Below are 23087 nucleotides of genomic sequence, written 5' to 3' on the forward strand. Positions count from 1 at the left end.
GAGGGGCCGGGGCTTGGGCGCCGACGTCGTCGAGGGCCGCGCGGACACCTTCCCCCGTCGCCACCACTGAGATGCCCCGCACGGATACGGGCCTAGGCGTCTCTCCCGCGTCCGCCATGACCGGGCGTGCGTGTGCGTCGCCCAGTGCTGTGGCGTCGTCACCACCATCACCGTCGACGCGCTGACCGCGCTGTCGGCGCACATCCCCGCAGGAGCGAACCGATGAACCAGACCTTGTCGCCCGAACGCGTCCGCGCCGACGTCGCCGAGCTGCTCGACCGCGACCCCGCGGGCATCGCGCCCGAGGAGAACCTGGTCGACCTCGGCCTGGACTCGGTGCGGATCATGATCCTGGTCGAGCGCTGGCGTGCCGCAGGGGCGGCCGCGCTGGAGTTTCCCGACCTGGCCGAGCAGCCCGAACTGGCTCACTGGACCGCGCTGCTGACGGGCTGTGCCGCGTGAGCCGCGTCGATCACCGGCACCGGCACCTGGACCGGATGGCGGAGGTCCGGGCGGGCCGTCATGCCGAGAAGGTGGGCTACCCGATCGGCATCCGGGAGACCGAGGTCGTACGTACCGCCATGGTCGGCTCCGGCCTGCTGCGGGTGACCTTGGGCGGGGCGGGCACCGAGGGGTTCGAGGCCCACGCGCCGGATGAGCACGTGAAACTGATCTTCCCGGATCCGGACGGCTCACTGCGGCTGCCCGAGCCGAACGGGGCGATGCTGCGCTGGCCGCGCCCGGCGCTCATCTCGCGGGAGTACACCGTGCGCCGCTACGACCCCGTCGCGGGCGAGATCGACATCGATATCGCGCCGCACGACGGCGGTCTCGCGTCGGACTGGGCACTTGCGGCCCGGCCGGGCTCCGTCATGCACATCGCGGGGCCGCCCGGCGGGCTGATCGTCCCGTACGCCTACGACCGCTATCTGCTGGCGGGCGACATCACGGCACTGCCCGCGATCGCGCGTCGGCTGGAGGAGTTGCCCAGGAGTGCGAAGGGCTGGGCGTTCGTCGAAGTCGCCGATGCCGCACAGGAGATCGCGCTGTCCGCGCCCGAGGGCGTCGAGGTGCGCTGGCTGCACCGCGGCGGCCTGCCGGCGGGAACCGGCGACGCGCTGGCGCGGGCCGTGATGTCGGTGACCGTGCCCGAGTGCGAGCGGGTGTACGTGTGGGCCGCGGGTGAGGCGGGACAGATCAAGCCGCTGCGCCGCTGGGTCCGCGACGAGTTGTGCCTGGGCAAGACCGACAGCGACATCTCCGGTTACTGGAAGCGCGGCGTCGCCGACTTCGACGAGGACGACCACTGATCAACCGGCCGGACCGGGGCGGGCGTTACGCCCGCTCCCTGACTTGTCCCGCCGAAAGGCCATCAACTAAGGTGAGCCTTACCTAACTATCAAGGGGTAATCGTATGTCCATACGCAGATCGTTCGGCCTGGTCGGCGCGGTGTCGCTGACCCTCGTCCTGGCCGGATGCGGGTTCTCCTCGGAGGGCGGGTCGGACGCCTCGGAGGACGGCGGGACCCGGGTGTTCGCCGCGGACAACGGCAAGATCACCATCCCGGCGAACCCGAAGCGTGTGGTGGCCACCGGCTATGCCGTGCCCGTCATGATCGAGGCCGACGCGCCGCTGGTCGGGATCTCGTCGTGGAAGCGCGGTGAGCCGATGATGTCGAAGAAGGACCTGGCCGCGTACAAGAAGCTCCCCAAGGTGGCGGGAGAGCAGGCGGCCGAGACCAACTACGAGGCCGTGGCCGAGGCCGAACCCGACCTGATCGTCATCGGGGTGCCCGCCCCGGTGCTCGGCGACATCGACATCAAGCGGCTGGAGTCCATCGCCCCGGTCGTGGCGATCGGCCCGACCGTACCCTCCGCATGGCGCGAGCTGTCCCACAAGCAGGCCGACGCCGCGGGCGCGCTCAAGCGGTTCGACGCCGCGAAGGGCACGTACGAGGCCAAGGCCGCCGAGCTGGCCACGAAGTACAAGGACGTGCTGCCCCAGCTCAAGCTGGGCCACGTCGGCGCGTACGGAGAGGTCGCCAAGGGCACCTTCCAGCGCGAGTTCGGCGGTTCGTGGGGCACCAACATCGCCGAGGACCTCGGCGCGAAGTACTACGGCAAGGTCAAGGAGTCCGGTCCGGGCTCGCGCTCGGTCAGCGAGTACCCGTCCGTCGAGGAGCTCCCGGCCGCGTTCGGTGAGGCCGACGTCATGACGTACTCGGTCAACGCCGACGGCAGCATCCCCAAGCCGGTCCAGTACGTCATGGACTCGAAGCTGTGGAAGAACCTGCCCGCCGTCAAGGCCGGGAAGGCATTCCCGCTCCGCTACACCGAGGCCGCGACCTATGGGCAGGGCATGCAGACCCTGGACGCGATCGACAAGTCGCTCGCCCCGCTGCTGAACCGGTGACCGTCGCGGGCCGCGCGTCCGGGGCGGCGGGAACCGAACGGGCCGTACCGCGGACCGGACTGCTGATCGGCGGACTGGTGCTGCTGGCAGCGGTCGCCGTGCTCAGCATGGGGGTCGGGGCCCGCCCGGTCCCGCCCGCCGAGGTCGTACGGGCGTTCCTGGACTTCCACGGCACCGACGACCACGTGATCGTGCGGGACGTCCGGGCGCCGCGCGCACTGCTGGCCATCGCGGTGGGCGCCGCGCTCGCGGTGGCCGGCGCGATGATCCAGACGCTGGCCCGCAACCCCCTGGCCGAGCCCGGCATCCTCGGGGTCACCGCGGGCGCCGGGTTCGCCGTCACCGTCGGCTCGGCGCTCGGACTGGCCGCCGGACAGGCGGGCGAACTGGGCTTCGCGATCGCCGGTTCCGTGCTCGCCGCGCTGCTGGTCGCCGCGGTCGGGCGGCGCTCGCCACTGCGCCTGGTGCTCACCGGCGTGGCGCTGACCGCGGTGCTCAGCGGCGTCTCGCTGGGCATGCGGCTGATGCTCCCGGACGTCTTCGACACCTACCGGTTCTGGTCGGTCGGGTCGCTGGCGGCCCGCGAACAGGCGCCGCTGGCCCTGCCGTTGGCCGCGATCGCAGTGTCCCTGCTCGGCTCCCTGATGCTGAGCCGCGCGCTCAACGCACTGACGCTGGGCGAGAGCGTGGCGCACACCCTGGGGGCGGGCGTGGGCCGGGTACGGGCCCTCGCCCTGGTGCTGATCACCGTGCTCAGCGGGGCGGCCACGGCGGTGGCCGGGCCGATCCTGTTCGTCGGGCTGATCGTGCCGCACCTGGTCCGCAGACCGGCGGCGGGCTCCGTGCCGTGGCTGATCCTCTACACGATGGTGCTGGGTCCGATCCTGCTGCTGATCGCCGACATCGGGTCGCGGGTACTGCTGCCCACCGGGGAGGTTCCGGTGGCCGTCGTGACCGCTTTCCTCGGCGGCCCCATGCTCATCTGGGCCGTTCGCCGTTACGGGGCGGGGTCGCTGTGAAGGTGCTCGCGCTGAGGGCCGAACGGCGCACGGTGGTGCTCTGTGCCGTGCTGGTGACCCTGATGCTGGGCCTGGGCCTGCTCGGGCTCTGCTACGGGGCGTCATGGTCCACCCCCGGCGAGGTGTTCGCCGCGCTGAGCGGCTCGGATCCCTCCGTGGTGATCCGGGACTGGCGGCTGCCGCGGGTGCTCGCCGGACTGGTCTTCGGCGCCGCGCTCGGTGTGGCGGGGGCGATCTTCCAGAACCTCACCCGCAACCCGATGGGCAGCCCGGACGTCATCGGTCTCGACGCGGGCGCCTACACCGGCGCCCTGGTCGCCCTCACCGTGCTGTCGGGCACGTCAGCGCAACTGGCCGTCGGCTCGGTGCTCGGTGGGCTGGTCGTCGCGGCCGCGATCTATCTGCTGTCGCTCGAACGGGGCTTCTCCGGGATGCGGTTGGTGGTCATCGGCATCGCGTTCAACGCGATGGTGACGGCGATCAACTCGTGGATCGTGCTGCGCGCCGAGCTGGAGGTGGCCATCGCCGCTGTCGGCTGGAGCGCCGGCTCGCTCAACGGCGTGGGCTGGGCCGACCTGAGGATTCCGTTCACGGTGATCGCCGTGCTGCTGACCCTGATGACCGCGCGGGCGCACGCCATGCACCAGGCATCGCTCGGCGACGCGATCGCGGTGACCACCGGGGTCGGGCTCGACCGGCTGCGACTGCTGATGGTGCTGGTCGGCGTCGGCTGCACGGCCACGGTGACCGCGGTGGCCGGGCCGATCGCGTTCATCGCCCTGGCCGCCCCGCAGATCGGCCGCAGGCTCGCGGGCGCGGCCGGTGTGCCGCTGCTCCCGGCCGCGCTCACCGGGGCGGTGCTGCTCCTGGGCGCCGACCTGATCGCCCAGATGCTGCTGGCGCCCGTCGCGCTGCCCGTCGGCGTGGTGAGCACCGCGATCGGCGGCTGCTACTTGATCTGGCTGCTGACCAAGGAGGTGAGGCGCGCGTGACCGCACGCCTGACGGCGCGGGAGATCACCCTGCGCTACGGAGACCGCGTCGTGTCCACACGGCTGAGCCTCGACATTCCCGACGGCGCGTTCACCGCCATCGTGGGCCCCAACGCCTGCGGAAAGTCAACCCTGTTGAGTGCCCTGGTCCGGCTGCTGCGCCCCGCCTCCGGTCAGGTGGAACTCGACGGCCGCGCGGTCGGCGGTTACGCGACCAAGGCGCTGGCCAAACAGCTCGGCTTCCTGCCGCAGGATCCGCTGGCACCCGACGACATCAAGGTCCGGCAACTGGTGGGCCGCGGGCGATTCCCGCACCAGTCGATGCTGGCGCTGTGGTCGCCGGACGACGAGAAGGCCGTCACCGCGGCGATGGCCGCCGCCGGTGTCGGCGACCTCACCGACCGGCCGGTGCGGGAGCTGTCCGGCGGACAGCGGCAGCGGGTGTGGATGGCCATGGTGCTCGCCCAGCAGACGCCCTACCTGCTGCTCGACGAACCGACGTCGTTCCTGGACATCACCCACCAGTACCAACTGCTCGGCCTGTTGGCCCGGCTGCGCGACGAGGGCCGGACGGTGGTCGTGGTCCTGCACGACATCAACCAGGCGTGCCGGTTCGCCGACCACCTGATCGCCATGAAGGACGGCCGGGTGCTCGCCGAGGGCGACCCCGGGGACATCGTGGACGCCGCGCTGATCAAGGACGTGTTCGACCTGCCGAGCGTCATCGTCCCCGACCCGGTGACCGGCACACCGATGATCGTTCCCACACTTCCAGGAGAGTAAGTTGAGCACCGCAAGCGTGTCCCCGGACGGCCTCCTCGCCCTGACCAGCGCCCAGTTGGGCATTTGGAACGCACAGCGCCTCGAACCCGAATCGCCGTACTACACGGTCGGCGACGTGGTGGAGATATCCGGCGTCGATCCGGTCGACGTGGCCGCGCTGGCGGAGGCGGTCCGGGCGACCACCGAGGAGGCCGACACGCTGCGGCTGCGGGTGTACGACACCCCGGACGGGCCACGCCAGGCGGTGAGCCGGGAGCCGGTCGAGCCGCCCTCGGTGGTCGACGTCAGCGGCGAGGCCGATCCCGTGGCCGCCGCACACGCGCTCGTCGACGCCGAGCGGGGGCGGGCGGCCGAGGCCTGCCGGGGGATGGTGGACCGGGCGCTGTACGCACGTACCGTCATCAGGCTGTCCGACCGCGAGGTCTGGTACACCCAGCTCGGCCACCACCTGGTCTTCGACGGCTACACCGCCGCGATGCTCGCCCGCCGCACCGCCGCCCGCTACACCGCCCTCGTACGCGGGACCGAACCGCCGAAGTCGGCCTTCGGCGCCTTCGACCGACTCGTCGCCGCCGACCGGGCCTACCGGGACGGCGACCGGTTCGCCGAGGACCGCGCGTACTGGGTCGAGCGGTTCACCCCGCTGCCCGACCTCGGCCACCTCGGTGATCCCGACACCGCCGCCGGTCCGCCCGACCGCACCCTTACCGCCCGCGCCGTCGTCACGCCCGAGGAGACCGCCCGGCTGCGCGCGTTCGCCGACGGGCAGGGCGTCACCTGGGGCGAGGCACTGATCGCCTGCTACGCCGCCTTCCTGCACCGCATGCTGGGCCGCACCGACGTGGTGTTCGCGCTGCCGCTGATGTGCCGCGCGGGATCGACCGAGCTGCGTACCCCCGCCATGGCGGTCAATGTGCTGCCGCTGCGGGTGACCGTGCGCGGCGGGGACGGGCTCGGGGAGCTGAGCCGACGGGTCGCCTCCGCCATGCGCGAGATGCGCGACCACCAGCGCTACCGGGGCGAGGATCTGCCGAGGGACCTCGGAGCGCCCGGCGCCGGCGCGCTGCTGCACGGACGCGGCATCAACCTCAAGGCGTTCGACCTGGCGATCGACTTCGCCGGGGCCGCCGGTGTGATGCGCAACGTCGCGGGCGGTCCGCCCGAGGACATGGGGCTGAGCGTCCTGCCGACCCGTGACGGTGGGCTGCTGCTCGGCTTCGAGGTCGACGCCCGGTCCAACGACCGGGCCGCGGTCGACAGTCTGCTGTCCGGACTGCGGGCACTGATGTCCGGGCTGACCGACGGGCTGCCCGTCGGGCGGATCGCCCTGACCGACGACGTGGACCGGCTGCTGGCCGACTGGTGCCCGCCCGCGCTGCCCGGCACGCCGGTGGACGTGCCGACCGCGTTCGACACGATGGCCGCCGCCGGTCCGGGGCGTACGGCACTGGTGTGCGGTGAGGACCGGCTGTCCGCGGCGGACCTGGCGGGCCGGGTGCACCGGCTGGCCCGGGCGCTGCGGGCCCGCGGGATCGGGGCCGACGACGTCGTGGCGCTCGCGCTCCCGCGCTCGGCGGACTCGGTGGCCGCCCTGCTGGCGGTGCTGGACGCGGGCGCCGCGTTCCTGCCCCTGGACGCCGCGTACCCGCCCGAGCGGCTGCGCGAGCTGATCGACGACACCCGGCCCGCGCTGGTCCTCACCACCGGTGCGGTCGACGGGCTGCCGTGGACCACCCTGCTCGACGAGGCCGCCGCACTGTCCGGCGCGCCCCTGACGGCGGATGAACTGGCCGGGCCCCGGCACCCCGAGCACCTCGCCTATGTGATCCACACCTCCGGGTCGACGGGACGCCCCAAGGGCGTGCTCGGCCGGGCCGGCGGTCTGGCCGCGCTGCTGTACCACCAGCGCTCGACGGTCGTCGCGGAGGCCGAACGGGCCGCGGGCAGGCGGCTGCGCGCCGCTCACACCTACTCGCTCGCCTTCGACTCCGCCTTCGATCACCTGGTGTGGCTGCTGTGCGGGCACGAACTGCACGTCTACGACACCGAGACGGCCCGCGACGCCGACGCCCTCCTCGCCGCGTACGCCCGCGACGGCATCGACATCGTGGACACCACGCCGTCGATGGCCACGCCGCTGATCGACGGCGGCCTGCTGGACCGGCGGCCGACGCTGCTGGTCCTCGGCGGGGAAGCCACCCCGCCCGCGCTGTGGCGGCGGGTCGCCGGGTCGGGCATCACCGCGCGCAACATGTACGGGCCGACCGAGGCGACGGTGGACAGCACCACCGCACTGATCGACGGCGACGAGCCCACGATCGGCCACCCGCTCGCGGGCACCCGGATCTACGTGCTGGACAGCGCGCTGCAGCCGGTGCCGCACGGCGCCGCGGGCGAGCTGTACCTGGCCGGACCGCACCTGGCCCGCGGCTACCTCGGCAGGCCCGGAGCGACCGCCGAGCGCTTTGTCGCCGACCCGTTCGGCGCGCCGGGGGAGCGGATGTACCGCACCGGCGACCTGGCCCGATGGGTGCCCGGCCGGGGCCTGGAGTACCGGGGCCGGGGCGACGGACAGGTCAAGATCCGCGGCCACCGGGTGGAGACCGGCGAGGTCGAGGCAGCGCTCGCCGCGGTGCCCGGAGTCAGCGCGTCGGCCGCCAGGGTGCGGTCGTCCCGGCTGATCGGTTACGTCGTGTCCACCTCGGTCACCGGGGACGAGGTACGTACCCGTCTGGCCGAGCGGCTGCCCGAGCACATGGTGCCCGCGGCGGTCGTGGTGCTGGCCGAGCTGCCGGTGACGCCCAACGGCAAGCTCGACCGGGCCGCCCTGCCCGCGCCCGCGCTGCCCGGCGGCGGCCGGGAGCCGGGCACCGAGCGGGAGCGGCTGCTGTGCGCGGTCCTCGCCGAGGCGCTCGACGTCGAACGGGTCGGCGTGGACGACGACTTCTTCGCCCTCGGCGGGGACAGCATCACCGCGATCACCGTCAGCAGCAGACTGCGGGCGGTGGGGCTCGGGCTGCGTCCGCGGGACCTGCTGGCGCGCCGCAGTTTCGCCGCGCTGGCCGCCTCCGCCGAGCTGTTGGAGGACGCTCCCGAGCCGGCGGACGACCCGGTCGGGTCCGTGCCCGCGCCGCCGATCGTGCGCGGCCTCCTCGACCCGCATCCGGATGTGGACGTCGTCGCCGGATACGCACAGTGGACCGCCCTGCGTGTCGACGAACTCGCCCACGACGACCTGGTCACCGGCGTGCAGGCCGTACTCGACCACCACGACGCGCTGCGGCTGCGGGCGGGCGAGGGGCTGGAGATCCTGCCCCGCGGCGCCGTGCGGGCCGTCGTCGGCGAGGTCCGCGGCGAGGACGTGAGCGACCTGGCCCGGCGGCTGGCGGGAGAACTCGACCCGGGGACGGGCGACCTGCTGCGGGTCGCCCTGCTCCGCACCGGTGACGACACGTCGGACCGGCTGGTCGTCGTCGTGCACCACCTCGCCATGGACGGCGTGTCCTGGCGCATCCTGCTGCCCGACCTGTACACGGCCTGCGCGGGCGGCACCCTCGACCCGGTCGGCACGTCATGGCGGCGGCACGCCACGCTCCTCGCCGATCAGGGGGAATCCGGCGCGCGCCGCGGCGAACTCGACCACTGGCGTACCGCGCTCGGCTCCGCGGCCCGGCTGGGCGCCCGGCCGCTGGACCAGGCGCGGGACACGGTGTCGACCGCACACCGGTCGGTCACCGTGGCCTCGGCCGAAGCCACCGAGGCGCTGCTGACCACCCTGCCCGCGGCGTACCGCGCCGGTGTCGACGAGGTGCTGCTGGCCGCCCTCGTACTCACCCTGCGGAACTGGGGCCTGCCGGGCGACGCGGTGACCGTGTCCATGGAGGGCCACGGCCGCGAACACCTCGACCTGTCCCGCACCATCGGCTGGTTCACCAGCGAGTACCCGGTGCGCGTTCCCGCGTCCGACGACATCGGGCAGGCGCTGCGCGCCGCCAAGGAGGCCAGGCGCGGCGTCCCCGACGGCGGTGTCGGCTACGGCGTCCTGCGCCACCTCGACCCCGAAACCCATGCCGAACTCGCGGCCACCCCGCCGCCGGACGTGCTGCTCAACTACCTGGGCCGGTTCGGTCCGTTGTCCGGAACCGGATGGCGCCTGCCCGAGCACGACGCCTTCTCGGTGAACGAGCCCGGCGCCAAGGCCCTGGAACAGGTGCTGGCCCTCAACTGCTTCGTCCATGAAGAGGGTTCACCACGGCTCGCCGTCGAGTGGACGGCCGCGACCGGGGTGCTCGGCACCGACGCCGTCGCAGCCCTCCAGAGCGCATGGGCCGCCGCACTGGACGCACTCGCCGAGCACGCGCTCCACACCCCGGGCGGCCTCACCCCGTCCGACCTGCCGCTGGTCGACCTCGACCAGACCGCCATCGACGCCCTCGAACGCACCGGCCGCGTCGCTGACGTACTGCCCGCCACACCCCTCCAGGTCGGGCTGTCCTTCCACACCCTGGTCCGCGACGACACCGACACCGACGTCTATGTCGTCCAGGCCGTGACCACCCTGGCAGGTGAGCTGGAGCCGGACCGGATGGCCGAGGCCGCACGCGAACTGCTGCGCCGCCACCCCGCCCTGCGTGTCTACCTGGGCACGGCCGGGGACGACGTGGTGCAGGTGATCCCCGCCGATGTCGCCCTGGACTGGCGGGAGGACGACCGGTACCCCGAAGCGGCCCGCGCCGATCTGGAGCGCCCGTTCGACCCGGCCAGGCCGCCGCTGATCCGCTTCCTGCTGTCCCGCGTCGGGCCCGCCGAGCACAAGCTGGTGATCACGAACCACCACGCCCTGCTCGACGGCTGGTCGATGCCGCTGGTCGGCCGCACCCTGCTCGCCATCTACGCCGAGCTGAGCGGCGGCCCCGCCACCCCCGCCTCCCCGCCGCTGTCGGAGTACTTCCGGTGGCTGGCGGGCCGGGACCGCGAGGCGTCGCTCGCCGCGTGGTGGGACGCGCTGGCCGGAGTCGACGACGCGACACGGCTGGCACCCGCGAGCACCGGGACCGGTGTCGAGCGGCCCGGCCGCGAAATCGTCGGGCTGGGAAGCGAGTTCAGCGACCGGCTGCGGGCGTTCGCCCGTGAGCAGGGCGTCACCCTGACGACGGTGCTCCAGACGGCGTGGGGCCTGCTGCTGGGCAGGCTCACCGGGCGCCGCGACGTCGTGTTCGGCTGCCCGGTGTCCGGGCGGCCCGCCGAGGTCGACGGCGTGGAGTCGATGATCGGCCAGCTCGGCACCACCATCCCGGTGCGGGTGCGGCACACCCAGGACCAGAGCGCGCGGGACCTCATGGCACACGTGCACGCCGACAGCGTCGCCCTGGGCGAGCACCACCACATCGGCCTGCCCGAGATCCAGCGGGCGGTGGGCATCGGTGAACTCTTCGACACGATGCTGGTCATGGAGAACTTCCCGCTGTCCAGCCGGAAGCGCACTCCGCTCGCCCCCGGCCTCGACCTGGCCGGCGTGGACATCACCGACGCCACGCACTACGCCCTGACCGTCATCGTGATTCCGGACGAGGAGATCACGATCGGCCTCGGCTACCAGCCGCGCGCCTTCGCCGCGGAGACCGTGCGCGACTACGGCCGCTGGCTGCACAACCTCCTGCGGGAGATCGTCGACGACCCGGCACGGCCCGCGATCCGGCTGCCCGCGCTCGACCCCGACGAGCGGGCGCGGATGCTGCGTACCGGCGCCGGGGCCGTCCCCGTCAAGGCGCGCGGCCACTGGCTGGAGGAGTTCGCCGCCCAGGTGCGCCGCAGGCCCGACGCCGAGGCCCTGGTCTGCCGGGACCGCAGCCTCAGCTATGCCGAGCTGGACCGGCGGGCCAACCGGCTCGCCCACGCGCTGATCGGGCGCGGCGTACGGCCCCAGGACCCGGTCGCGGTCCTGCTCGGACGCGACATCGAGATGACCGTGGCCCTGTTCGGCGTGGCCAAGGCGGGCGCGGTGTACGTGCCGATGGACGCGAGCTACCCGCGGGAGCGGCTGGCGTACATGTTCGACGACATCGCCCCGTCAGCCGCCGTGACGACCGGCGCCGAACTGCCCGTCGACCGCGGGATCCCGGTACTGCGGCTGGACGACCCGGCCACACTCGCGTCCGCGGCGGACACCGACCCGGCCGGGGCACGCGCCCGGCTCACCGAGGACGCGCTCGCCTACGTCATCTACACCTCCGGAACCACCGGGCGGCCCAAGGGCGTCGGCGTGACCCATCGGGGCGTGCCCGACCTGATCGCGCTCCAGGAGGAGGTCGTCGGCGTCACCGAGAACGACCGGTACCTGCACTTCGCGTCGACCGGCTTCGACGTCGCGTTCTGGCAGACCATGGTGCCCCTGCTCTCCGGCGGTACGTCGGTGATCGCGCCCGAGGAGGTACGAGTCCCCGGCGACGAACTGCTCGACTACATCGTCGAGCACCGGGTGACCGGAGTGAACCTGCTTCCGTCGTTCCTGGCCGCGATGCCCGACGACCGCACCGTCGACCCCGACGTGTTCTTCGTCGTCGGCGCCGAGCGCCTCGACCCCGGGCTGGCACGACGCTGGGGCCGGGGCCGCAGGGCGCTGTTCAACGCCTACGGTCCGACCGAGGTCACCATCAACTCCACGACCTGGCACTACGACCCGGACGACGCCGGGCCGCTGCCGATCGGCCGCCCCGACCCCAACGTCCGCGCCTATGTCCTCGACGGCGGACTCCAGCCGGCCGGCGTCGGTGTCACGGGCGAGCTGTACCTCGGCGGGCCGAGCCTGGCTCGCGGATACCTCGGCCGCCCCGGCCTGACCGCCGCGACGTTCGTGGCCGACCCGTTCGGCCCGCCGGGGACGCGGATGTACCGCACGGGCGACCTGGTGCGGTGGCGGCCGGACGGACAGCTGGTGTTCCTCGGCCGCGCCGACCACCAGGTCAAGGTCCGCGGCTTCCGGGTCGAGCTGGGCGAGATCGAGTCCACTCTGACCAGCCACCCCGATGTGCGCGCCGGCGCCGTGATCATGCGGGAGGGCAGGCTCGTCGGCTACGTCATCCCGACCGACGACGCCGACCTCGACACCGCGCGGCTGCGCGCGTACCTGGCCGAGGAACTGCCCGACCACATGGTGCCGACGGCGCTCGTACCGATCGACCGGCTGCCGCTGAGCCCCAGCGGCAAGCTCGACACCGCCGCGCTGCCCGCTCCCGAGACCGTGGAGGCCCCGCGGCGCGAACCCGCCACCGGGGCGGAAGCGGTGCTGCTCGGCGTGTTCCAGGACGTCCTGGGCACCGATGACATCGGCCCCGACGACAGCTTCTTCGCCATCGGCGGGGACAGCATCGTGTCGCTGCAAGTGGTCTCGCGGGCCCGGCGCAAGGGCCTCGGCCTGAGTGCGCGGGACGTGTTCGAGGGAGAGACGGTCGCCGGGATCGCGTCGAGGGCGCGCGCCCTCGACGGCGGTGCGGGACCCGCGGACGGGGACGCACCGCTGACCCCGGTCATGCGGGACCTGCTGCGCCGCGCGGGCTCCGCCGCGGACGGATTCTGCCAGTGGGTGGAGATCTGTGTCCCGCCGGGCGGCGACGAGACGGCCTGGCGGGCCGTCCTCGACGCGCTCCTGGCCCGTCACGACGTGCTGCGGGCCCACCTGGCCGACGACACGCTGCGCATCCCGCCGGTCGGCGCGGTGACCGGCGCCGACGTGCTGACCCGCGTACCGGCGGCAGAAGACCTGCGGGGCCCGGCCGACGCCGCGATCGCTGCCGCCCGGGGGTCCATGGACCCGCGCACCGGCCCCCTGCTGCGCGCGGTGTGGGTGGACGCCGGACCGGACCGGCCGGGCCGGCTCGTCCTGATCGCCCACCACCTGGTCGTCGACGGCGTGTCCTGGCGCATCCTGCTGGACGACCTGGAACACGCCCACTCCGGCGGATCACTGGCCCGGCACGGTCAGTCGTTCCTCGGCTGGGCGCGGTCGCTGCGCGACGCCGACCGGCGGGCCGAACTGCCGCACTGGCGGCGGATGAACGCCACGCCGGCGCTCACCCGCCCGCTCGACCCCGCCCGGGACACCGTGGCGACCGCGGCACACCACGAGATCCGGCTCGACGCCGACTCGACCCGCGCCCTGATCACGACCCTGCCGGCCGCCTACCGCACCACGCCGGACGCCGTGCTGCTGACGGCGCTCGCCCAGGCGGTGCGGGCCTGGCGCGGGACATCGCAGGTGCTGGTCGCGCTGGAGAGCCACGGCCGTCCCCGACAGGTCGACCTGTCCCAGACCGTCGGCTGGTTCACCGCCGTCCACCCCGTGCGACTCGACGCGGGCGACGATGTGAAGGCGGTCAGGGAACGGCTGCGCGCGCAGGGCGACGGCCTCGGTTACGGCATCCTCACCGCGGCGGGTCTGCTGGACCCCGTGGCACCGGAGATCGCCTGGAACTATCTCGGCCGGTACCCCGGCGCCCCGGCGAGGGAGACGCCGTGGCAGGCACCCCCGGACGCCGACCCGCTCGGTTCGAACGGCTCCGACGCGATGCCCCTGCCGTACAGCCTGATGATCAACGCCCTGGTACGCGACGACGCGCTCGGGGTCCGGATCACCTGGCCGTCCGCCCTGTTCACCGCCGCCGAGGCCGAGGAACTGGCCGAGAGTCTGCGGACCGCGCTCCTGCACGTCGCCGCCGCCCCGGAGATCAGGGCACTCGACCAGGACCGCCCGGTCGCCGACATGCAGCCGCTGACCCCGTTGCAGGAGGTGATGCTGCGGCACTCGCGCACCGAGCGCCCCGATCCGTACACCGTGCAGTCGGCGTTCACCCTCGCCGGCCCGCTCGACACCGACGCCCTGCGCGACGCGGGCGTCGACCTGCTGGCCCGTCACCCGAACCTGGGTGCTGTGTTCCCCGCCTCCCTGGCGGTGATCCCCACATCGCCCCGGCCGGACTTCCGCGTGACCGACGGGCCCGCCGAGGAGGTGCTGGCGGCGGATCTGGCCGAGCCGTTCGACCTCGCCCGGGGCCCGCTCTTCCGCCTGACCGTGATCCGGCGTGGCTCCGAGCGCGCCGACCTGGTCCTGACCAGTCATCACGTGCTCTCCGACGGCTGGTCGGCCCCGCGCATCCTCACCGAGCTGTTCGCGCTCTACACGGCGAGGGTCCGCGGCGAGGCTTCCGGTCTGCCCGACCCCGTACCGTTCGGCGACTACCTGGCCTGGTGCGCCGACCACGAGCCCGACCTCAGCTCCTGGGCAGCCGAGTTGGAGGGTCTGCCCGAGGGCGACTGTCTGGGTGGCGGCGAACCCGGTCCCGCCTGGCGGGAACCCGAGGTCATCGCGTTCGACGCGGCACTGGTGGCCGCCCTCACCCACCTTGCCGCCCGGCGCGGTCTGACCCTGAACACGCTGGTCCAGGGCGCGTGGGCGGTGCTGCTCGCGCGGCGGTCCGGGCACACGGACGTCTGCTTCGGCGCCATGGTCTCCTGCCGTCCCCCGGAGCTGGAGGGTGTCGAGGAGATCATCGGGCTGCTGGCCAACACCGTGCCTGTACGGGCCCGGCTCGGCGGCACGCTCGCCGACACGCTCACCGACCTGCAGGCCCGGCAGCGGGCACTGGTCGAGCACCACCACGTCGCCCTCACCGACCTGGAACGGCTGACCGGGCGGCGCAGGCTGTTCGACAGCCTGGTGGTGTTCGAGAACTACCCGGTCGACCCGGACCGCCTCCGGGAACCCGCCCCCGGGCTCACGGTCGTCGGAACCCGCTTCCGGGAGGCCACGCACCACCCGGTGACCCTGACCGTCATGCCGGACGGCGACGGCTGGACCGGCGTGCTCGCCCACCGGGCCGGAACGGACGTCGACGGGCTCGCCGGGGACCTGCTCGACCTGCTGCGCAGCCTGGACAAGCACCTCGACAACGACGTGCTCGATCTCCTGGAGGGCCGATGAGCGGGAGGACCGCGCCGCCGGACGGGAACGTCGCGCCGGCGGACGACCGCATGGACAGGCAGTTGCTGCGGGTCGCGTTCATCCTGGTGCTCGGTACCTTCATGGCCACGCTGGACGCCACGATCGTCAGCGTCGGCATCGACAGCCTGACCGAGGAGTTCGGCGCCTCCGTCGCCGAGATCCAATGGGTCACCACCGCCTACCTGCTGGCCGTTGTCGCCGCCGTGCCCGCGTCCGGCTGGCTGGCCGGCCGGTTCGGCGGCCGACGCACGTGGCTCGTCGCCGTGGGCGTGTTCCTGCTCGGCTCGATTCTGTGCGCGTCGGCCTGGTCGGTGACCAGCCTGATCGTGTTCCGGGTGATCCAGGGCCTCGGCGGCGGGCTGCTGCCCGCGACGGGGCAGGCGCTGCTGGCCCGTGTCGCGGGCCCCGGCCGCACCGGGCGGGTGATCAGCGTCGTCGCCGTCGTCCCGCTGCTGTCACCGGTGTTCGGCCCGCTGGTCGGCGGGTCCATCCTCCAAGTGGCGCCGTGGCCGTGGCTGTTCCTGGTCAACCTGCCGATCGGGGTGGTCGCGGCACTGCTCGCCCGCCGCCACGTGCCCGTGGTGCCGCCGTCGACGCGGCGTACGGCCTTCGATCGGCGGGGGGCGCTGCTGCTCTCGCCCGGCCTGGCCGTGCTGGTGTTCGGGCTGACCGAGGTCGCCCACGGCCGCACCCTCCCGGCCGCGGTCGGCGTGGTGGCGGGGCTGACGATGCTGACCGGCTTCACCGTGCACGGGCTGCGGACCCGCCGCACACCGCTGGTCGACCCCCGGCTGTTCGCCCGGCCGCCCTTCGGCGCCGCCGCCGTCGCGCTGCTGGTCCTGGGCGCGTCGGTGTTCGGCACGATGTTCCTGCTGCCGCTGTACTTCCAGACCGGCCGTGGCTTGTCGGCGTGGGAGGCCGGGCTGCTGCTCGCCCCCCAGGGGCTGGGCGCGGCGGCCGGGTCCGTGCTGGTCAACCGCACCATCAACAGGGTCGCGCCGCGGACCCTGGTGGTCACCGGCATCGTGCTGATCCTCGCGGGTACGGTTCCGTTCACGCAGCTCGGCCACGAACTCCCGAACGCCGTGATCGTCTCGGCGCTCGCGGTCCGCGGCGTCGGGATGGCCATGGTCGGCGCGCCCGTGATGAACATCGTCTACAGCCGCATCGAGCCGGAGCATCTCCCGCGCGCGGCCGGAGCGCTCAACCTGCTCAACACCGTGGGCGGTTCGGTCGGCACCGCCGCCCTCGCCGTGGTCCTGCAGAACCGGCTGTCGGCCCGCGGCCCGGACGTCGCCGCGGCGTTCGGTGACACTTTCTGGTGGGTGCTCGGCTTCTGCCTGATCGCCGCCGCCGGAGCCACGAGGCTGCCCCGGACCCGGGCCGGGAAGCCGTGATGCGCCCACTTGCCGCCACCGGCCGATCACCCCCACCTGCGGGAGGCCCGAGAGGGTGGCCGAAAAACGTAGATGGGAGCCGGTCTTCGGGCGTCCTCTCGGCAGAGGAGTACCTTCCGCCTACCCCCGATGTCCCCTCGCATTCCTGTGCTCTTGTTCACCGTTAAACAATTCCGGAATATCCCGGGATATACGTCCAGTTCGTCCCAGCTGCTCGTCTATCGTCCGGGATCATGAGCACCACCAGTACCTCGCAAACCACCGCACGGCACCCCGTACGCGTCCTGCGCCACGTATGGATTCCTCTCAAGGACGGCAACAGGCTCGCCGCCCGGGTGTGGCTGCCCGCCGACGCCGAGGGGCCGGTTCCAGCCGTTCTGGAGTACATCCCGTACCGCAAGAACGACGGCACCGCTCCCCGTGATGTGACACTGCACGCCCAGTTCGCCGCCGCCGGATACGCGGCCGTGCGCGTCGACTGCCGGGGCAGTGGCGACTCCAGCGGCATCATGCTCGACGAGTACCACGCCACCGAACTCGCCGACGCCCTCGAAGTCCTCGACTGGATCGAGGCCCAGGACTGGTCCGACGGCCAGGTGGCCATCATCGGCAAGTCCTGGGGCGGGTTCAACGGCCTCCAGATCGCGGCCCTCCAGCCGCCGCAGCTGCGCTGCGTCGTCACCGTCTGCTCCACGGACGACCGGTACGCCGACGACGTGCACTACGCGGGCGGTTCCCTGCTCGCCTCCGAGATGCTGCCCTGGGCCGCGACCATGCTCGCGTACAACGCCCGCCCCTCGGACCCCGCCGTGCTCGGCGACTCCTGGCGTCAGGAATGGCTGGACCGGCTGGACCACACGGTCCCGTACGCCGAGGAGTGGCTGAGCCACCAGCGCCGGGACGCCTACTGGCAGCACGGGTCGGTCTGCGAGGACTACTCCGCGATCAAGGTGCCCGTCTACGCGGTCGGCGGCTGGCTCGACCCCTACCGGGGCGCCGTCCTGCGGCTCATGGAGAACCTGGGGGTGCCTGCCAAGGCCATGCTCGGGCCCTGGGCGCACACCTACCCCCACCAGGCCGAACCCGGCCCGGCGATGGACTTCCAGGGCGAGTGCGTGCGCTGGTTCGACCGCTGGATGGGCGGTGTCGACGACGGCATCATGGAGGAGCCGGCGCTGCGCGCCTGGATCCCCGACCCCGCCCCGGTCGGCTCCGACCTCACCGGGCGTCCCGGCCGCTGGGTCGGCGAGCCCTCCTGGCCCACACCCGGCGTCGAGGCGCGCGAGCTGCCGCTGAGCACGCTCGGCGCAGCCGCGGGCACCGCGGTGCTCCGCTCGCCGCTGACCATCGGCGCCAGTGGCGGCGACTTCCTCAAGTTCGGTGATGTGCCCGGCCAGTACGCGGACCAGGCCGCCGACGACGGCCGGTCGCACACCTTCACCGGACCCGCCCTGACCGAGCGGCTGGAGATCCTCGGCACCCCCGAGGTCACCCTCCGGGTCACCAGCGACCGGCCGCAGGCACAGCTCGCGGTGCGGCTGTGCGAGGTCGCCCCGGACGGCAGCTCGAAGCTGGTCACCGCGGGATTCCTCAACCTCACCCACCGCGACGGACACACCGACCCGAAGCCCCTGGAGCCGGGCCGCGCCTACGAGGTGTCGGTGCCCCTGTTCGCCATCGGGCACGCCTTCGCCGCCGGAAACCGCGTCCGGGTCTCCGTGTCCGCCTCGCTGTGGCCCTGGCTCTGGCCCTCGCCCGAGGTGGTGGCGCTGGAACTCGACACCGCCCACGGCGCCCTGACGCTGCCCGTACGCGCGCCCCGCCCCGCCGAGGAAGCGGCGCTGCGCCCGTACGGTCCGCCGCGGGCGGTTCCCCCGCACAGCATCGAGACGGCGCCCATCCCCGGCGACCGGAAGGTCAGTCACGACGCCGAGACCGGGGAACAGGTCATCGTGACCACCCCGGCGGACGGCACCATGACGGACCACGCCGACGGTCTCACCCGTTTCGGCAAGGACCTCAACCGCTTCCGGCTGGTCGAGGGCGATCCGCTGTCCGCGACGGTGGAGAGCGAGCGCGAGGAGTTCATCAGCCGGGGCGACTGGGCGACGCGCGTGCGCACCCGGTCCCGGATGACCGCGGACGCCAACGACTTCTGTGTGGTCAATCAGCTGTCCGCGTTCGAGGGCACCGGGGCGGCGGAGCGCGAGATCTTCGCCCGGACCTGGTCCTTCACCGTCCCCCGGGACCAGGTGTGAAAGGCATCCGCCGCGCGTCGGCGGTCCTGTCCACCCTGGTCGGCGGAGTACGCGGAACGGATTCCGCCCCGGCCCGGCGCTCCCGGCTCCGCCGTCCGGTGAGGGGGACGGCGGCCGGACTGCTGGCTCTCGCCACTCTTGTCGCGCTCTCGGGCTGCGGCAGCGCCGTCGCCACGGTCGGCAAGCCCACCGTGGTCATCGGGGCCAAACAGTTCACCGAGCAGTGGATCATCGGCGAGCTGTACAAACAGGCGCTGTCCGAGGCCGGCTACAACGTCGAGCTGAAGTCGAACATCGGCAGCACCACGATCATCGACGGCGCGCTCACCTCCGGCCGGATAGACGTCTACCCCGAGTACACCGGGGTGATCCTCCAGGTGCTGGCCAAGAGCGATGCGATGCCCCCCACCGCCGCGGCGACCTTCCGCGAGGCGAAGGCGTATCAGGAGACGCGCGGGCTGACGATGCTCGACCCGACCCCGTTCCAGAACCGCAACGCGGTCGCGGTCAAGCCCGCGTTCGCGAAGAAGCACGGGCTGAAGACCATCAGTGACCTGGCCAAGGCGGGCCATGTCGTCTTCGCCGAGTACCCGGACAACATGGAAGGCGCACTCGGCTACCACGACATGGTGAAGGCGCACGGACTCACCAACACCGAGGTGAAGTCCCTGAACATCGGCCTCCAGTACCCCGCGCTGGACAACGGTCAGGTCGATGCCGCCGACGTCTTCACCACGGATCCGCAGCTCGCCCGTGGCGACTACACGATTCTGGAGGACGTGAAGGGCTACTACGGCTACCAGAACGTGGCCCCCGTCATCCGCCAGGGCGTACAGGAGGAACAGGGCCCGGGGTTCGCCGAGACGCTCAACAAGGTGGACGCGCTGCTCACCGACGAAGCGGTACGCGAGATGAACCGGGGCGTCGACACCGTACGGCTCGCTCCGTCCGAGGTCGCGGCGGAGTTCCTGCGGGTCAACGACCTCATCTGACCGGCGGGGGACCGAATGTCCCGCCCGCACCCCTCGTGTCTGCGACCGTCCGCACCCGTCGCCCTCCAGGAGAAGGCCCCATGAGCCAGGAAAACCAGAGAATTCCCGCCGGCGCGCAGGAGATCGTCTTCGACCATGTGGTCAAGACCTACCCCGGCAGCACCTCGCCCGCCGTCGACGACCTGTCGCTGACCGTCCCCGCGGGTGAGATCTGTGTGCTGCTCGGTCCGTCCGGCAGCGGCAAGACCACCGCACTGATGATGGTGAACCGGCTGGCCGAGCCGACCGGCGGCGACATCCGCATCGGCGACCGGTCCATCCGTGACCTCGACCCGATCCAGCTGCGCCGCTCCATCGGCTACGTCATCCAGCAGAGCGGGCTCTTCCCCCACCTGACGATCGCGGCCAACATCGCCACCGTCCCGAAGGTCCTCGGCTGGGACCGGAAGCGGGTGAAGGAGCGGGTGGCCGAACTGCTCGACCTCGTCGGGCTGCCGGTCGCGGAGTACGGATCGCGCTATCCCGCCCAGCTCTCCGGCGGCCAGCGGCAGCGCGTCGGCATCGCCCGAGCGCTGGCGGCGGACCCACCGGTGATGCTGATGGACGAGCCGTTCGGCGCGCTCGACCCCATCACGCGTGAGCATGTGCAGGACGAGTTCCTGGCCCTGCACGAACGCATCCGCAAGACCGTGATCTTCGTGAGCCACGACATCGACGAGGCAGTGAAGATGGGCGACCGCGTCGCGATCTTCCGCGAGGGCGGCAAGCTCGCCCAGTACGACACCCCGCAGATGCTGCTGAAGGAGCCGTGCGACGACTTCGTCGCCCGCTTCGTCGGCGCCGACCGGGGCCTGCGGCGCCTCTCCCTGATCCGCCTCGGGGACCTGGAACTGACCCCCACGACCACCACGCCCGCGGCCGGAACCGAGCTGCCCGGCCTCGCCGTCGGCGCCACGCTCCGGTCCGCGCTCTCCCTCATGGTGGCCGAGGGCACCGACGCCGTCCGGGTCACCGGTGACGACGGAACGGTCCTCGGCACCGCCTCGCTGGACGCGATACGGAAGGCGGGCGCGGCATGATGGGCGGCCCCGTCATCCCCGACTACGGGGACCCCAGCTCGTGCGTGGCCAACGACGCCACGTTCTGCGCGGACTGGTTCGCCGACCACTGGTCCAGTCTCTTCTGGCCCGCGCTCGTCCAGCACATCGAGCTCACCCTGATCGCCGTGGCCATCGGCTTCGTCATCTCCTTCCTGATGGCCGTACTCGCCCACTTCCAGGGCTGGTTCGCGGCACCGGCCTCGGCGGTCTCGTCCTTCCTCTACACGGTGCCGCCGCTGGCGCTCTTCCAACTCCTCGTACCGGTCAGCGGATTCTCCGTGCTCACGGTCGAGATCGCGCTCATCGCGTACAGCCTCTACCTGCTCTTCACCACGCTCCTCACCGGGCTGCGCGAGGTGCCGGAGGACGCCGTGCGGGCGGCTCGCGGCATGGGGCTGACCAGGCGGCAGATCCTCTTCAAGGTCGAACTGCCCCTGTCCCTCCCGGCGCTCGTCTCCGGGCTGCGCGTGACCACGGTGATGACCGTCGGTACCGTCGCCATCGCCGCGTACGTCATCGACGCCGGTCTCGGCTCGCTGATCCTCAAGGCGCTGCAGTCGCCCTTCAACACCCAGTTCGTCGGCGCGGGCGCGCTCGCCGTCGTCCTGGCGCTGACCGTCGACGGCCTGCTGGTACTCGCCGGACGGCTGCTCACCCCCTGGGCCCGAAGCAGGAGGGCATAGCCACATGGACACCTTCATCGGATCGTTCACCTTCATGCACGAGCGGCTGCCGCTGATGCTGGAGAAGACCGGTCAGCACGTGTGGATGTGCGCGGTGGTCATCGCCGTCTCGCTCGTCGTCGCCGTCCCGGCCGGACTATGGCTCGGGCACCTGCACCGCGGTGAATTCCTCACCACCAGCATCTCCAACATCGGGCGCGCCCTGCCCAACCTCGCCGTCATCGCGATCGGGCTGGGCATCTTCGGCCTCAACTTCACGAACATCGCCGTGGCGCTCCTGATCACGGCCGTCCCACCGATCCTCAGCCAGGCGTACCTGGCCGTGGACCAGGTCGACCCGGACACGGTCCGTGCGGCGCGCGGGATGGGCCTCACCCCGGTACAGGTGCTCATCAAGGTGGAGCTGCCGCTCGCGCTTCCGCTGCTCTTCGCGGGCATCCGCATCGCGGTGGTGTACGTCATCTCCGCCGCGACGCTGGCCACCGTGGCCGGTGGCGGCGGACTCGGCGACATCGTCCTCGGGCAGGCCAACTACGGGCTGGAGGGCGTGATCGCCGCCGCACTCTGGGTCGCGGCGCTGGCCCTCCTGGCCGACGGCCTGATCGGTCTGGTCCAGCGCCTGCTGGTGCCCAAGGGCCTCCGGGACTCACGTGCCTGAGCGGCGGAGGCCCAGACCGGGCGAGGCCGGGCCCCGGACCCCGGCAGGATCTCCTGCCGGGTCCCGAGGTCTTCTGCCATGAGCCGCAGGACGGGCCGCTTCGGTCAGGGCTGCCGGATCGCGGACACCTCGAACTCCAGCACGACCTTGTCGCCGACCAGGACGCCACCGCCCTCCAGCGGGGCATTCCAGGTGATGCCGTAGTCCTTGCGGCTGATCGGAACCGAGCCTTCGAATCCGACCCGCAGATTGCCGAACGGGTCCGTGGCACTGCCCTGGTATTCGAAGTCGATGCCGATCGGCCGGGTGACGTCCTTGATGGTGAGGTCCCCGGTCAGCCGGTAGTGGCTGTCGTCGAGCTGCTCGACACCCGTGGACGCGAAGGTGATGTCCGGGAAGTTCGGCGCGTCCAGGAAGTCGTTGGTGCGCAGGTGGCCGTCGCGCTGCTCGTTGCGGGTGTCGATGCTCGCGGTCTTGATGGTGACGGACACGGAGGATTTGGCGGGGTCCGCTCCGTCGAAGTGGCCGCTGCCCTCGAACTCGTTGAACGCGCCTCGGACTTTGGTGACCATGGCGTGCCTGGCCACGAACCCGATCTGGGTGTGGGCCGGGTCGAGGGTGTAGTTCCCTGACAGTGAGGCGAGGGGGGTGGTGGTCATGGACCTGCTCCGCGGGGGCTCGGGGACGTGAAGGGAAGGCGCTCGCCCACGCTAGCCAGGCCCGGCGCGACAGGCGTTCGACCGCGCCCGCACGTCACCCGATCGGCCGGAACGGCCCCGCGACGAGGTCCATGGCG

The 23087-nt window shown here is 72.4% G+C and carries 14 protein-coding genes; 13 read left to right on the forward strand and 1 reads right to left on the reverse strand.

The features are described from left to right. The first annotated feature begins 222 nt into the window (after positions 1-222). The 13 genes from OG413_RS26690 to OG413_RS26750 all read left to right on the forward strand — a co-directional run bounded on the left by OG413_RS26690 (position 223) and on the right by OG413_RS26750 (position 22291). Positions 223-462: a phosphopantetheine-binding protein gene (locus tag OG413_RS26690; protein ID WP_266809448.1), complete on the forward strand. Its 240-nt coding sequence runs from the start codon at positions 223-225 to the stop codon at positions 460-462. Then, positions 459-1310: a siderophore-interacting protein gene (locus OG413_RS26695; protein ID WP_266809450.1), complete on the forward strand. Its 852-nt coding sequence runs from the start codon at positions 459-461 to the stop codon at positions 1308-1310. The genes OG413_RS26690 and OG413_RS26695 overlap by 4 nt, the downstream gene beginning before the upstream one ends. A 104-nt stretch (positions 1311-1414) precedes the next feature. Continuing rightward, entirely contained in the window at positions 1415-2413 is a 999-nt protein-coding gene (locus OG413_RS26700; RefSeq protein ID WP_266809452.1) for an ABC transporter substrate-binding protein, read from the forward strand. Further along, on the forward strand, positions 2410-3432 hold the full coding sequence (locus OG413_RS26705; protein ID WP_266809453.1) for an iron ABC transporter permease: 1023 nt from the start codon (positions 2410-2412) through the stop codon (positions 3430-3432). The genes OG413_RS26700 and OG413_RS26705 overlap by 4 nt, the downstream gene beginning before the upstream one ends. Positions 3433-3494: 62 nt before the next feature. Next, complete coding sequence (locus OG413_RS26710) at positions 3495-4424, forward strand: iron chelate uptake ABC transporter family permease subunit (RefSeq protein WP_266810377.1); 930 nt, start codon at positions 3495-3497, stop codon at positions 4422-4424. Continuing rightward, positions 4421-5206 (forward strand): ABC transporter ATP-binding protein, encoded by a 786-nt coding sequence (locus tag OG413_RS26715; protein ID WP_266809455.1) that lies wholly within the window; start codon positions 4421-4423, stop codon positions 5204-5206. The genes OG413_RS26710 and OG413_RS26715 overlap by 4 nt, the downstream gene beginning before the upstream one ends. A 1-nt stretch (position 5207) precedes the next feature. Then, a complete protein-coding gene (locus OG413_RS26720) occupies positions 5208-15182 on the forward strand; it encodes a non-ribosomal peptide synthetase (RefSeq protein ID WP_266809457.1) in 9975 nt (3324 codons plus the stop codon). Then, positions 15179-16600: an MDR family MFS transporter gene (locus OG413_RS26725; protein WP_266809459.1), complete on the forward strand. Its 1422-nt coding sequence runs from the start codon at positions 15179-15181 to the stop codon at positions 16598-16600. Before OG413_RS26720 ends, OG413_RS26725 begins: the two co-directional genes overlap by 4 nt. A 233-nt stretch (positions 16601-16833) precedes the next feature. Next, entirely contained in the window at positions 16834-18858 is a 2025-nt protein-coding gene (locus OG413_RS26730; protein ID WP_266809461.1) for a CocE/NonD family hydrolase, read from the forward strand. Next, positions 18855-19850, forward strand: coding sequence for a glycine betaine ABC transporter substrate-binding protein (locus tag OG413_RS26735; protein ID WP_266809463.1), 996 nt, complete (start codon positions 18855-18857; stop codon positions 19848-19850). The genes OG413_RS26730 and OG413_RS26735 overlap by 4 nt, the downstream gene beginning before the upstream one ends. Before the next feature lie 80 nt (positions 19851-19930). Further along, positions 19931-20929 carry an ABC transporter ATP-binding protein gene (locus tag OG413_RS26740; RefSeq protein ID WP_266809465.1) on the forward strand — a complete coding sequence of 333 codons (999 nt, stop codon included), beginning with the start codon at positions 19931-19933 and terminating at the stop codon, positions 20927-20929. Continuing rightward, positions 20926-21633 (forward strand): ABC transporter permease, encoded by a 708-nt coding sequence (locus tag OG413_RS26745; protein ID WP_266809467.1) that lies wholly within the window; start codon positions 20926-20928, stop codon positions 21631-21633. Before OG413_RS26740 ends, OG413_RS26745 begins: the two co-directional genes overlap by 4 nt. Positions 21634-21637: 4 nt before the next feature. After that, on the forward strand, positions 21638-22291 hold the full coding sequence (locus OG413_RS26750; protein WP_073718867.1) for an ABC transporter permease: 654 nt from the start codon (positions 21638-21640) through the stop codon (positions 22289-22291). 104 nt (positions 22292-22395) lie between these two features. Here OG413_RS26750 and OG413_RS26755 read toward each other — a convergent pair whose 3' ends face one another. Continuing rightward, positions 22396-22950: a YceI family protein gene (locus OG413_RS26755; RefSeq protein WP_266809470.1), complete on the reverse strand. Its 555-nt coding sequence runs from the start codon at positions 22948-22950 to the stop codon at positions 22396-22398. Positions 22951-23087 lie beyond the last annotated feature (137 nt).

It is taken from the genome of Streptomyces sp. NBC_01433 (assembly GCF_026340105.1).
Lineage (GTDB): Bacteria > Actinomycetota > Actinomycetes > Streptomycetales > Streptomycetaceae > Streptomyces.